Consider the following 13,623-nt stretch of genomic DNA (forward strand, 5'->3'; position numbering starts at 1 on the left):
AAATGGTAGAATGAATTGGAGGAAGAAGTGGCAAGAAAAAAAATCAGTGTTATCGGTGCAGGGAATGTTGGCGCAACAGCGGCGTTCCTGATCGCACAAAAACAACTTGGGGATGTCGTCATGATAGACATCGTTGACGGAGTCCCACAAGGCAAAGCATTAGACATGGCACAAATGGGTCCCGTGGAACTGTTTGATGCCGCAGTTGACGGAGATCTGGATTACGCTGCAACCGCAGGCTCGGACTTAGTAATTATTACATCAGGCTCCCCACGTAAACCGGGGATGACACGCGAAGATCTGTTGCAAACGAACGCCAATATCGTCGGAAGCGTCACAGAAAACGTTGTGAAAGAGTCGCCAGACTGTATCATCATGATGCTTACGAACCCGTTGGACATCATGACCTACCACGCATGGAAGGTTTCAGGGTTCCCATCACACCGTGTTGTCGGTCAGGCAGGTGTGTTGGATTCGGCACGGTTCCGTTATTTTATCTCACTTGAACTTGGTGTATCTGTAGAAGACATCCATGCGCTCGTCCTCGGTGGACACGGCGACACGATGGTTCCGCTCCCGCGCTACACCACCGTCAATGGCATTCCTATTCCGCAGCTCATTCCGGAAGATCGTATTGAAGCGATGGCACAACGGACACGCGATGGTGGTGCTGAAATCGTCAACCTCCTAAAAACGAGTGGATACTATGCCGCCGGTTCCTCATTGGCACAGATGGCAGAGGCGATCATTCTGGATAAGAAACGACTGCTCCCCTGCTCTGCACACCTCACCGGACAATACGGTATCGACGACCTCTATATCGGGGTTCCGATTAAACTGGGTGGAAACGGTGTAGAAGAGATTCTCGAAATCGAATTAACGGACGACGAACTCGGGTCCTTACAGCACTCGGCACAAACGTATCGGGAAGGGATTGCGTTGTTGGGATACTAAGCAGTGGAACGTTGGGTTTCACGTCTCGTTCAACCCAACCCACAAACAAGCAAGATTACCCAAAAAGCACAATCCACAATCAAAAGAGAACGGAACGAAGCGAGGGTGATGCATAACGCGATTTGAGTTATGCATCACCCTCAGATAAATTACATCTCGCTGTCTTAACCTTACGCTTTCTGTGCCACCATACTGGAAAGGATGCCAAGGATTCTGTCGCACCGCTCAATTGTGTAAATTGTCATATCAATGTAAAGTTGCTTCGCCTCTAATTTAAGGAATTTCCAATCTGTTCCGGAGGTAGTTGCCCCATAGATACAGCGGATGTCGTTCTCCTTTTCGGCATTAAAGCGTTGGGCAGCAACCATTTCAGAGACACACTGTCCCAAACCAATCAGTAGGTCGTCCTTCTTTGCTTCAACAAGAATAATGACAGGTGCCTCCAAGAAAGATTGCCCTGGTGATAGACTGACTAAGAAATCGCATACGCCAGTCAAACCATTTTCAGCATCAACATTGAAGTCAATGCCAGAAAAAAGACTAATGCGCTGCTCAAAGTGCTCCCGGAGCTCCACAAGGACATCGGCGACAATCATTTCTGATTTTGCTTTCTCTGTTCCTATAGTTGTGGCTAAAGGTGCTTTCCTTGCCAACGCGGTTGTGAGATGGTCACTCGGTTCGACTATTTCTACTTCGGAAAAAAGTCCCGCGGTGTCAACCTTTTCGAGTTGGAACGCTGGCAGCACCGACTCTAAGGTGAACTCACTGTAAGCCATTGATAAAATCTCCTATGTGGTACCAACAGGATTACAATTTAGCAATACCATCTAACTTCTTTCTTTCTTTTCATCCTCATCAACGACTTCATATTCAGCGTCAACGACATCACTTTCAGGAGTGTCAGTTGTCGCATCAGCAGCGGATGGATCTTCTGTAGCAGCACCGGGATCTGCGTCCGCTGTTTGCTGATACATCTGTGCAGAGACCTCATGCCAGACCTGCGTCAACTCCTCCGTTGAGGATTGAATTTCTGCATGGTTGTCCGCCTCTAACGCCTGCTTGACACGCGCAACAGCAGCGTTCACTTTCTCCTTGGAGGCATCATCTACCTTGTCGCCGAACTCGCCCAGGTTTTTCTCTGTTTCGTAAACCATCGAATCGGCACGGTTGCGAGCCTCAACTTCTTCACGTTTCTGCTTATCCTCCTCGGCATGCGCTTCCGCATCTTTCACCATCTGATCGATCTCGGCATCGGAGAGCCCAGAGGATGCAGTAATGGTAATCTTCTGCTCCTTGCCGGTCGCGGTATCTTTGGCAGCCACATTGAGGATACCGTTTGCGTCAATATCAAACGCTACTTCGATTTGCGGTACACCTCTCGGTGCGGGTGGCAATTCGCTCAAGCGGAAACGTCCGATCGTTTTGTTGTAAACCGCCTGTTCCCGTTCGCCTTGAAGGACATGCACATCCACCGAGGTCTGATTGTTCTCCGGCGTCGTGAAGGTATTCGATTTTTTGGTCGGAATCGTTGTGTTCCTGTCAATCAACCGCGTGAACATCCCACCGAGCGTTTCAATCCCAAGTGAGAGAGGCGTGACATCTAATAAAAGAATATCTTTGACTTCCTCATCGCCTGCAAGGACACCCCCTTGAATTGCGGCACCGATGGCGACAACTTCATCCGGATTGACCCCTTTGTGTGGCTCTTTGCCGAAGAGCTGCTGCACGGCTTCTTGGACTTTCGGCATACGTGTCTGTCCACCTACAAGGATGACTTCATCAATGTCAGAAGGTTGCATTTCTGCATCGGCAAGTGCCTGTCGGCACGGGTCCAGCGAACGTTGGACGAGGTCGTCCGTAATCTGCTCCAGTTTCGCGCGGGTGAGCGTCAAGTTAAGGTGTTTCGGACCAGCGGCATCAACAGTGATGAACGGCAGGTTGATTTCTGCTTGTAGCGTACTGGAAAGTTCACATTTTGCGGTTTCTGCTGCTTCTTTTAAGCGTTGCAACGCCATCTGATCGTTGCGCAGATCAATGCCTTGGCTACTGAGGAATTCCTGTGCCATCCAGTCAATAACAGCTTGGTCGAAATCGTCCCCGCCGAGATGCGTATCGCCGTTGGTACTTTTCACTTCAAAGACCCCATCCCCGATTTCGAGAATAGAAATATCAAACGTACCACCGCCAAGATCATAGACAGCAATCTTCTTGTCGCCTTCACTCTGTAGCCCATAAGCAAGGGATGCAGCCGTAGGTTCGTTGATAATCCGTTCAACCTCTAACCCAGCGATTTTGCCTGCATCTGCTGTCGCCTGACGTTGAGCATCGTTAAAGTAGGCAGGCACGGTGACAACCGCCTTCGTGACTTCCTCTCCGAGATACCCCTCGGCAGTCTCCTTCATTTTCCGTAAAACCATAGCGGAGATTTCGGGCGGTGAATAATCCTTGCCATCAATATTTACAGCGACATCGCCATCTTTATCGGCTTTTAATTCATAAGGGACGCGCGAGGCATCGTCACCAATCTCGTTATATTTTCGTCCCATGAACCTTTTAATCGAAAAGATTGTATTTTGTGGATTCGTGATAGCTTGTCTTTTGGCAACTTGTCCAACGGGACGTTCACCGTCGCTGGTAAAACCAACAATCGAAGGGGTTGTCCGGTTTCCCTCGGCGTTCTCAATTACTTTGGCATCGCCGCTCTCTAAAACGGCTACGCATGAATTTGTTGTACCTAAATCAATTCCAATGACTTTACTCATTTCCAATTTCTCCTCTGTATGAATAGTTTAAGGTAGGCACATCGCGGTAACAATGCGCCTATTGATTATAAGCCTATAATTATTTGGACATTGTGAAAGGGCGAATTTACAAACCTCGCCAGCGAAGGAGAGGCATTTTGTTTTCTCAAGCGTCCATGTACTTTCGGGCTTTACTATAAAGAGATTCTTTGAGTGCATCGCCGTCAGTACATCTACGCCTCAGAAAACAGCCCGGCAATATCTCTCGGTTTACTCAACAGTATGCAATATCTGTGCCAATAGTAATCGCTTGAAATAGTGGAAATTCCCACTGAATGTCTGCCAAATTGGCATAGTCATGAAAGAGGCAAGATTTTACCTGTCAATTTGACTTATTACGTCCCTCATATCTCTGCTTGAGAAGCCCCCACGTCGTTGGCAATTTTGCATCCGGTTCAACAGCCAAAATCTCTTGGATATTACCCTGAATCTCTTTAATCTCATCTTGTGAAAGACCACGATTAAAGAGAGCGAATTCATCAATAATACCGTTATAGTAGCGATTGAGAGCCGGGGGTTCCTCAGTGCCAAGCATAAGCGGGGCATCAATCGGCACCAGTTTATCACCGGTCTTAGGGTAATCTATCAATACTTCACCATCAAGATAGATCGTCCACCATTTCCCGCTCTGAAAGGAAACGGCAACATGCTGCCATTTATCTTTAACAACATCACGAGGACTCTGTGCGGGGACATTACGTCCACCTGTCAACTTCCATCCCATCCATATAAAACCGTCCGGATGGAGCAGCACCTCGAAAAATTCTTGCACATCAGGTCCCTTCGCCGCAATAAGTTGCCATGTACCGGGCCCCGCTTTCAAAGTCGGCTTAATCCAAGCGGCAATCGTAATCCCATCGGTAAATTCAAACGCGTCAGAATGTTCTACCCGAACAATCCCATCCTTGCCGCCGAAATTAACCGCTTTCCCGAATTTACCATCCGTCCACGACGTATCGCCCTCTAATTTCCCATCCTGTTTGTTACCAGAGAGATCTTTGACAGTCTTACCCGCCCCCTCCTCAAAAGCAAAATAGACGACTAAACCTTCCAATTCTTCGGCTGTGCTAACACTTTGGAAACTCCCTACCAGATACACAGCACACAGGCAAATTACAAATTTACGCATGAGTGTCCTCCAATTCGTATAGGGTCCAGTTCATTAAGCAATACGGGCGGATGTGAAGAACACCCGCCCTTGAAACGCCTATAATATCTCTAAGCAAAAGGGAACGTCCCTTGATACCCTCGCGGTCGAGAGACGTGCCAAACGCCTTCATACATCGGGGTCACCTGATAATGACACACGACATTGCTCCGTTCCATATCGTCCCGCTCTTTTGCCCCTTGATGTGGGATATGGTTGATGAACACGACACAATCACCCGCCTTCGGATACAGGATCACGTGTTCTTGTGCATCACACCACTCCTCAAATTTAGGGCGATCCAACGGATAGAGATGCGGTGGTTCTGACAAATGTCCACCTTTGATAAACTTAAGATGCCCTTCACCGGGGGCGTTATCCTGAAAATAGTACGTTGTGTTAATCCCAACAGGTGCCATCGCAAACGGATGTTCCTCAACATACCGCTGCTCCTGCCAATAGCCGTAGAAATCCATGTGCCACTCTTGGAGATAGGGACCGGGGTTGATGTGCGCCCGTAGGCTCCGCAGTTGACACTGTTTACCCATCAATCCTTCAAGGTAAGGACGGACACTCGAATGCCCGACAAGCGATTCGTATGTATCCGGCTCACGGTCGAGCAAGGTGTCAAACCACATATTTCCGACAGCGTTTAAACCTTCCTCCCAACCCTGTTCCCGTGCGTAGTTAATGCGCTGACGGATATGCTCCGTCTCTTCTGGTGACAAGGCACCGTTTATTAAAACGAAACCGTCCTGCTGCAGTTGTGCAAGTTTATCCTTCATATCTGCCATGGTTTCATCTCCTTTTAAAGATTAGAGTCGTTGACGGTATTCTATAGTTTCAAGGGTAAGGTGTCAATCTTAATCAGAATCATTAGACGAAAAGTTTAGCGATTTTGACGAATAATCCCCAGCCGCTAATTCCCGCAAAGGTAATAAGCACAGCTGCAGAAATCAGGGCACCGACGAACATGAACGGCCGTGTCCGATAAGCAGCCGGTAACTTCGCGTTCAGATACAGTGCTGCAAGCATCATCAATGCGATTGAAAAATTCGCCAAAATAAAACCAGCGATCTGTGTCAGGATGTCGAACGGAATGTTCAACCAGATGAGCACCATCGTCGTAAGGAAAATATAGAGACAGACCCATCTGCGAAGTGTATCGTAACTCCATTCGCGTTGGGGCCAGATTGCTTGGAAGAACTCTTGCATCACCCGTGCATAAATCTCTGGAAGTGCCTGTAGCGTTCCCCACAGCGCGACGATGATACAGATATAGTATACCCACACGAGAGACGCATGAATATTTTTCCAGACGCTCGCTTGATCGGTAAGGAGGCTCCATCCTTCAAAAGTGCTTTGCATCCCATATAGAACAGCGGCACCCGAAATCATGAAAGCACCCGTCACGATGAACAGCACGATCGCCCCCATACCGACATCCCATCGCAGCGGGGCGAGGATTTTTCGCAGTTGGCTCACCCGTTCAGATTGCTCAGGGAGATAGTCAATTTTATCACGAGTTGCAGCGCGTTGGCGGATAGCACCTATGTTCTGATGCGATGTCATGCCCCAGCGATGCATGCTCACCCAATTTGCGTAAACGACGTATCCCATCACAGACCCGCCGACATAACCGAACGCTGTCGCCATTGTCAATAAAGGATTCTCAACAGCATCCTCCGGTGCCCATTCAGGAAATTCAGGCAAATATCCAAAACGGAGACTCCCTACGAGTGCCTTACCAAAGTCTGGACGCACGATCAATGTGCCAATAATCGTCCCAACAACAAGAATCAGGCAGATAATGAGTTGCTGCTTTTCCAGTCTTTCAAAGGAGATACGTAAACCGAAAAGGAGTGCAAGCGTGATGAAACAGGACGTGATTAGATTTTCCCAAACAGGTTGTGCGATACCTGAAGATAGCGTATCTTTGAACAGAAAATGGAGCAGGGCACCACACGGTTTAGCGATCGGTACCCATGCTAAAGGCGCGCCTACCATCTCAAAGATGACAATCGCAATGAGGAGCCAGCCCCGCGGTCCAGGCAGCTTCGCGAGCCGATTTCCGATGTATTCACCGCTGACTGCTGTATAGCGTCCGAGTAGATAGGTAACAAAAACGCCTTTGACGACGCAGCTGAGGAGCACAAGCCAGAGCAAGTTATACCCTGCCCACGATCCTGCTCGGACGACGACAATCGTTTCACCTGCCCCGATACTCACCGACGCAACAATCGCCGCGGGTCCAAACACCGATGCCAGAGCGATGATTTTTTTCAGCGACCACGGTTCAGCATAAGGGCCGGTGACGGGTGGAATATCAACAGGTTCAGTCGTTTGTGTCTCTTCTGTTTGCATAAAAGATTTCCTAATAACAAGGAGCGGGCTTCAAAAAGCCCGCTCACCGCTACGTAATATGCTTTATTCTAATGGTTCTAAGGGTTGTGCATTCCCGAAGACAGGGGTCGGTGCATTGCCCGGTGCTGCCCACCGTGAAGCATTCGCGATCACATGCCGAACGTTCTCATCGTAATAGATCGGATATGTCTCATGACCCGGACGGAAATAGAAGATTTTTCCTCTCCCGCGATAATAACAGCAGCCACTTCGGAAGACTTCACCGCCGGGGAACCAACTGACGAAAACAAGTGTGTCCGGTTCAGGAATATCAAACGGCTCGCCATACATTTCGGCGTGCTCAATTTCAAAGTATTCACCTAAACCCTCAACAATCGGGTGCCCGTGCTCAATGACCCAGAGGCGTTCCTTTTCGCCTGCTTCACGCCACTTGAGACTACACGACGTGCCCATCAAACGGGTAAAGGGTTTAGAGTAGTGTGCGGAGTGCAGGACAATAAGTCCCATGCCATCTAACACACGTGCGCGAACTTTGTCAGCAATAGCATCTTCAACTGCACCGTGTGCAGCGTGTCCCCACCAGATTAAAACATCTGTGCTTGAGAGAACATCGTCAGTCAAGCCGTGTTCGGGTTCATCTAAAGTTGCGCTCCGGATTTTAAAGCCGCCGGATTTGTCCAGCCCATCAGCAATTGCGGCGTGGATGCCTTTCGGATAGATGCCGCGAATGGTCTCGTTTGTCTTCTCGTGCCTAAATTCATTCCAGACCGTAACCTGAATTGGTTGTGCCATACGTTTCTCCTTAGAATAGTTATCAGTTTTCAGTCGTCGGTTGTCAGTTAAGAGGTCTCTATTTAACAATTCACCTTTTCCTGGAGTACGCCAAGCCAGGGAAGGTTTTCAAAAGGAGACTCTTAACTGATAACTGAACACCCTTGTTTGTTAAAAATTTACAAAATCAGGTTTCAAAAACCGATTTCGGGTTTTAGTTCATCAAATCATCGTATCAATCGGTAATAGGTATAAACAGTTAGCGCAAATCACCGCGCTCGGTAATGGCTTCAGGGTGCGGATCTGCACTTTCTCTTGGTGCGACCGAGTAATTCTTGTCTGCACTGGAATTCGCATCCTTTAGCGGTTGAATTGACAGGCGACACCCAAGCCCCTGAAGAATAGTATTGAGCGTATCCAGACGCGGTGCCTTTTCGCTTGAGAGCACGTCCGAGAGGACTTGCGGCGCAATACCGATTCTTTTAGCAACCTCCGAAACCCCGCCCCGTGCTTCAATAACATGCTGGAGCCCTAACAGAAAAAATAGAGTGTCGCCATCCTCTTGGTATTCCTCAAGTGCCACGTCAAGATATCCAATTGCTTCCTCTCTGTCAGCAGCAAATCGCTCCATTAGAAACTCGTGCAGGGTTCTCAATTTTCTCATGATCCTGTCTCCTTGTATTCAAGCCAATAGTTTTTTGCACGTTCAATATCCCGTGCCTGTGTTGACTTGTCTCCGCCGCAGAGCACAAGGACGCGTATGTTATCGGGATTACTGAAATAGATGCGATAGCCTGCACCAAAGTGAAGCCGCAGTTCAAAAACTCCATTCCCAACAACATGACAGTCACCAAAATTGCCAGCTTCAAGCCTCACAAGTCTCCTTTGAATTCTGGTTCGCGTCTGCGTGTCTCGGATTGTGTTAAACCACTCAGCAAAAGGTTCATGACCGTTTGATGTGCGGTAGAATTGCAATTCTCTCGGTTGTACATCCCGCATTCAGGTTTATTTGCTCTCTATTTCCTGTTATTCCTAAAATGTTAATTCCGTTTCCACCGCTTCATCGTAATCTACACCTTCAACTTCAAATCCGAAGAGGTTTCGGAAGCGTCGTCTGTAGCCTGCGTAGTCGGAGAGTTCATGGAAATTGTCGGTGTTAATTTGCCCCCAACGCTCAGTCACTGCATTAGTCACCTCAGGCTGCAACTCGCGGTCATCAAGACGAATGTAGCGTTCACTGTCGAGTTGTGGCTGTAAACCGGGTCCGAGATGCTCTGAGAAAAGTCGTCGCATCTGTCCAATCGGTGCCTCATTGATGCCCTTGGCGTTCATAATATCATAGAGGATACTGATATAGAGTGGCACGACGGGGATCGCCGCGGAGGCTTGCGTAACAACGGCTTTGTTAACAGAGATATAGGCGTTGCCACCGAATTGATCCGCGAGTTGCTCGTCAAGCGCGTCTACTCGCGCCTTGAGATCGTCCTTTGCTCTACCGATAGTCCCGTCTCGGTAGATGGGCCAAGTCAAGGAGCTCCCGATATAGGTATAGGCAACAACTGTGACCTCTGGCGCGAGCAGCTCAGCGTCCGCCAATGCCTCAATCCACATCTCCAAGTCTTCACCACCCATCACGGCGATTGTGTCATCAATCTCCTGTTCACTTGCGGGATCAATCGTAACAGGAGTGATTACCTCCTGACTCAAATCAACAGTTTTTCCCGTATAGGGCGCGCCGATGGGTTTGAGTTCGGATTGATGTGAGACCCCGGTGTTTGGGTGTATTCGACGGGGTGCGGCAATACTATAGACGAGGATATCTATTTTGCCGAAGTTCGCTTTGAGTCGGTTAATGGTTTCCACTTTCATCTCATTTGAAAATGCATCTCCATTGAGGCTGTCTGCGAAAAATCCGTCAGCTGTCGCCTGTTGATGGAAAGCAGCGGTGTTATAGTACCCTGCTGATGCGGTACGTCTGTCATCAGGGGGTCGCTCGTAGAGAAGCCCAAGCGTCTTGGCACCGTAAGCATAAGTTAAAGCGATGCGAGAGGCGAGTCCGTAACCCGTCGATGCTCCGATAACAAGGGCATTCATACCTGTTTCTTTGTAAGGAATGCCCTCCTTAATCTCATCAATCTGGCTCAGGATATTTGCCTGACACCCAACAGGATGGGCATTCGTACAGATGAACCCGCGTATCCGAGGTTTAACAATTTGAACTGCCATTGTATCCTTCTTTTCTCAAGTGGTTAATCGTCAATCTCAACAACCATTTCGACTTCAACAGGGATACCACCCGGTAACTGGACCATACCGACCGCAGAGCGGGCATGTCTCCCCTTATCACCGAATACCTCTACCAAAAAGTCGGACGCACCGTTGACCACCGCGGGTTGGTCAGTAAAGTCGGGTGCCGAATTGACGAACCCAATTACCTTAACGACACGCTTGATTCTATCCAAATCACCAAGCGCGTGTTTGAGGGTACTCAATAAACAAATCGCCACCTGACGCGCCGAGGCATAACCTTCTTCAATCGTCGCATCCGTACCGAGTTGGCTTTTATAGATTGCCCCCTCACCTGTTCCGGGTCCGTGTCCTGACGTAAATACAAGATTCCCAGTCTGTACGGTCGTGACGTAATTCGCTACCGGAATCGCGGGTTCTGGTAGTTCCACACCTAATTCTTCAAGTCTTTGTTCTATCTTCATTTGATTATCCTTTTACAAAATAGATTAGATTCTAATATGCCGCAAACACAGCATTTTTGGCGTAACTTTCGAGTCAATACTTACTGTAATTGCTCGTATCCACCTCTATTATTAAACAGATTTTCACCAATTTTGTCAAGCAACTTTTGAACTATCAGCAATCAGCAGTCAGCAATCAGCAAAGAGCGTTTAGCAAAGAAACAGGTTTCTGTCGTCGAACCACTGACATGGTGTCGCGACTGGGAATGCTTCACAGTGAGAATCCTACAGCGAAGAAGTCTTGAGCGAAAACCAAAACCACAAGGGAACTGAACGGCTCTGGATAGCAAAACTCCACAATTTGCTTTATAGAGCAACCTATGCTAAAATACGCGAAGGTTTAATCAGAATACCCCTACATCTTTAGCAAAAAACATAAGGAGCAGCTATGAAGGTCGCAGCAATTTTAGGTGAGCATCAAGCCGGACTCGTCGAAGTACCAGATCCGACTCCGAAAGAGGACTGGGTCGTCGTGAAAATCCATGCCTCACCGATGTGTACCGAATATCACGCCTTTGAGCACGGAAGTAAAACGGATCGGATGGGGCACGAGGCAGCAGGCGAAGTCGTTGACATCGCACAACCCGGAAAAGTGGAAATCGGCGATCGCGTCGTCGTGATGCCGCAATATCCATGTGGAAAATGCGTGCTTTGCACCGACGGCGACTACATTCACTGCGAAAACAATTACAACTTTGAGGAATTCGTCGGATCCGGTTATGGGAGTGCGACAATGGCACAGTATATACTGAAACCATCTTGGTTGCTCCCGAAAATACCAGACAACGTCTCCTACGAACATGCCTCGCTTGCATGTTGTGCATTGGGACCCTCGTACCGTGCTTTCGACGAGATGGGCGTTAATGCGACGCATACTGTGCTTATCACCGGCATCGGTCCCGTGGGTTTTGGCGCGATTACTAACGCTCGGTTTCGCGGTGCGAAAGTCATTGCAGCGGAACTGATCCCGTGGCGCGTTGAACGCGCAAAACAGATGGGCGTTGAAGCGGTTATCAATCCAACAGATGAAGATGCAGTAGACCAGATCCGTGATCTCACGACAGATGGTCGCGGTGTCGATTTCGCGCTTGATTGTTCTGGAAACGTCCAGGCACATCGACTTTGCATCGATGCGACACGTCGGCGCGGCACGATCGCGTTCGTCGGTCAAAGCGGCAGAAATGACACCGTTATCCATGTTAGCCCGGATCTCATCGGCAAGGGATTACGCCTCGCTGGGGCATGGCACTATAACCTCAACCAATTCCCTGGGTTGATGAAGGTCATTGAAGGTTCAACCCTCCTCGATCTACTCATCAGCAACATCTATCCGATGAGTGAGATACAGCAGGCATTTGAAACCTCCGCCTCTCACGAAAGCTCAAAGATTATCCTGAAACCTTGGGAATGAACCATATAAATCTGATCCATTTCAAATTGACCGCGAGTAACATCTTCAACGTAGGAGGTAATACGATCGGCTGCTGTCACTATGTCTTGGAGGTATAAGTCATAGTTCCGTGACATACTCTATCTCTTTTTCAATATAAGGTTTGTAACCTGGTTTGATGGAGGTAGGTGTAAGGAGGTCAACGTCTTTCTCAAACAGATCCTCAAGAAAAAGAGCCAACCCCATGTAATCCCGAAAAGTAAGCCTTTCGAGTTCAACGAGAAAATCGATGTCGCTTGCGGCGGTTGCTGTTCCTCGCACGTAAGATCCGAACAAACCGATCCGTTTGACCCCATATTTCCGTAGTGCTTTTCGATTGTCCACAAGGGTCTGCTTGATAAACTCTTTGTTAAGAATAGTTTGGTTTCCCAACTTAAACCCCTCCGTTAAGGTATTTTATAACAGGTTTAAAAGAACCGTCCTTGTCGTTTATCCGCTTGACTTTTCACCACCAGCAAGAAACCTTCGGATAGTTTCTAATATTATAAATTATCTTGATATTTAAAACAAATCTTTATATCATGTTTGGGAAGAGAAAATCAACCTTATCTCCCTTGAGGAAAGGACATGACCCCAAAACAGAAATACCTTTTTGACCTACGCGGCTATTTGCATTTAGAGAACGTCCTGACACCGAAAGAACTCAGCAATACACAAGCAGCAATAGAACGGCTTGTCCAATCATCACCAGATGAATTGCCCCCTGGAATTAGTCGAGGCGGTGAAGGTTTTTCAAATGGGTTTTCAGCGGATAAATCGCTTGAAGCGTTGACACTACACCCTGTTACCTGGCCCATCATCAAAGAATTGACTTTCAACAAACCGCGTTTCAATCGTGGGTCGCTTGTTGTGAATACGCACGAACGGCAGGAGATGACACCGCTGCATTGTGCGGGTGAAGGTTTTCGTTGGACCCGGCGGTATGACATCAAAAATGGTCAAATCTTCACCAACGATATTGTTGCTTTCTTCTATTTCACGGATGTCTATCCGGGGGACGGCGGTTTGATCGTTTTGCCGGGGTCCCATAAACGCAATTTTAAGCGTCCGGAAAACCTGTTTTTCCCTGAACCTGACAATCCAGACGCTCCGCTCCATCCGGCTATCGTCAATGTGACACCGAAAACCGGAGATGTTGTGATTATCACCGAAATGTTGACACACGGTGTGCTGGTGTGGAAACCGACAGATCGCGATCGAAGATTCCTAATCTTACGGTATAAGACACAGTTTTTTCAGGACGAGCGGGGTATCCGAGAATCCTTCCCACCAGAAGTGATGGAAAGACTTTCCCCAGAGACGAAAGCGTTGGCGGCTTACGGGGCAGAATGGGAAATAAAGGATCTCGTAAAACAGGAGAATGTGACGTTGACGTAATCAGGTCAA

Annotated in this window: 14 protein-coding genes; 3 read left to right on the top strand and 11 right to left on the bottom strand. The window is 48.3% G+C overall.

From position 1 onward, the window contains the following. Window positions 1–27: 27 nt before the first annotated feature. Window positions 28–954: a malate dehydrogenase gene (mdh, locus tag OXH39_17965; GenBank protein ID MCY3552351.1), complete on the top strand. Its 927-nt coding sequence runs from the start codon at window positions 28–30 to the stop codon at window positions 952–954. Window positions 955–1,124: 170 nt separating this feature from the next. Here the strand turns inward: mdh and OXH39_17970 are convergent, their stop codons facing one another. The 10 genes from OXH39_17970 to OXH39_18015 all read right to left on the bottom strand — a co-directional run bounded on the left by OXH39_17970 (window position 1,125) and on the right by OXH39_18015 (window position 10,748). Then, window positions 1,125–1,730 (bottom strand): hypothetical protein, encoded by a 606-nt coding sequence (locus tag OXH39_17970; GenBank protein ID MCY3552352.1) that lies wholly within the window; start codon window positions 1,728–1,730, stop codon window positions 1,125–1,127. Window positions 1,731–1,781: 51 nt separating this feature from the next. Then, window positions 1,782–3,716, bottom strand: coding sequence for a molecular chaperone DnaK (gene dnaK, locus OXH39_17975; GenBank protein ID MCY3552353.1), 1,935 nt, complete (start codon window positions 3,714–3,716; stop codon window positions 1,782–1,784). Window positions 3,717–4,077: 361 nt separating this feature from the next. Next, the gene (locus OXH39_17980) at window positions 4,078–4,884 is read right to left on the bottom strand and encodes a LamG domain-containing protein (GenBank protein MCY3552354.1); all 807 of its coding nucleotides are present in this window, start codon (window positions 4,882–4,884) and stop codon (window positions 4,078–4,080) included. A gap of 89 nt (window positions 4,885–4,973) precedes the next feature. Continuing rightward, window positions 4,974–5,696, bottom strand: a complete 723-nt coding sequence (locus tag OXH39_17985) for a phytanoyl-CoA dioxygenase family protein (protein ID MCY3552355.1) — start codon at window positions 5,694–5,696, stop codon at window positions 4,974–4,976. Window positions 5,697–5,778: 82 nt separating this feature from the next. After that, the gene (locus OXH39_17990; protein MCY3552356.1) at window positions 5,779–7,266 is read right to left on the bottom strand and encodes an Nramp family divalent metal transporter; all 1,488 of its coding nucleotides are present in this window, start codon (window positions 7,264–7,266) and stop codon (window positions 5,779–5,781) included. Window positions 7,267–7,329: 63 nt separating this feature from the next. Next, entirely contained in the window at window positions 7,330–8,058 is a 729-nt protein-coding gene (locus OXH39_17995; GenBank protein ID MCY3552357.1) for a ThuA domain-containing protein, read from the bottom strand. Window positions 8,059–8,296: 238 nt separating this feature from the next. Then, window positions 8,297–8,701, bottom strand: coding sequence for a helix-turn-helix domain-containing protein (locus OXH39_18000; protein MCY3552358.1), 405 nt, complete (start codon window positions 8,699–8,701; stop codon window positions 8,297–8,299). Further along, entirely contained in the window at window positions 8,698–9,036 is a 339-nt protein-coding gene (locus OXH39_18005) for a type II toxin-antitoxin system RelE/ParE family toxin (protein ID MCY3552359.1), read from the bottom strand. Before OXH39_18005 ends, OXH39_18000 begins: the two co-directional genes overlap by 4 nt. A 33-nt stretch (window positions 9,037–9,069) precedes the next feature. Further along, window positions 9,070–10,263, bottom strand: coding sequence for a trans-2-enoyl-CoA reductase family protein (locus tag OXH39_18010; protein ID MCY3552360.1), 1,194 nt, complete (start codon window positions 10,261–10,263; stop codon window positions 9,070–9,072). Between the two features lie 23 nt (window positions 10,264–10,286). Further along, window positions 10,287–10,748, bottom strand: a complete 462-nt coding sequence (locus OXH39_18015; protein ID MCY3552361.1) for a RidA family protein — start codon at window positions 10,746–10,748, stop codon at window positions 10,287–10,289. A gap of 427 nt (window positions 10,749–11,175) precedes the next feature. Here OXH39_18015 and OXH39_18020 point away from each other — a divergent pair, with 427 nt between their 5' ends. Beyond that, on the top strand, window positions 11,176–12,198 hold the full coding sequence (locus tag OXH39_18020) for a zinc-binding dehydrogenase (protein ID MCY3552362.1): 1,023 nt from the start codon (window positions 11,176–11,178) through the stop codon (window positions 12,196–12,198). A gap of 99 nt (window positions 12,199–12,297) precedes the next feature. Here the strand turns inward: OXH39_18020 and OXH39_18025 are convergent, their stop codons facing one another. Continuing rightward, window positions 12,298–12,609 carry a nucleotidyltransferase family protein gene (locus tag OXH39_18025; protein ID MCY3552363.1) on the bottom strand — a complete coding sequence of 104 codons (312 nt, stop codon included), beginning with the start codon at window positions 12,607–12,609 and terminating at the stop codon, window positions 12,298–12,300. 195 nt (window positions 12,610–12,804) lie between these two features. Between OXH39_18025 and OXH39_18030 the strand changes: the two genes are divergently transcribed. After that, window positions 12,805–13,614 carry a phytanoyl-CoA dioxygenase family protein gene (locus tag OXH39_18030; protein MCY3552364.1) on the top strand — a complete coding sequence of 270 codons (810 nt, stop codon included), beginning with the start codon at window positions 12,805–12,807 and terminating at the stop codon, window positions 13,612–13,614. Window positions 13,615–13,623: the final 9 nt, after the last annotated feature.

The organism is Candidatus Poribacteria bacterium, from assembly GCA_026702755.1.
Classification (GTDB): Bacteria; Poribacteria; WGA-4E; order WGA-4E; family WGA-3G; genus WGA-3G.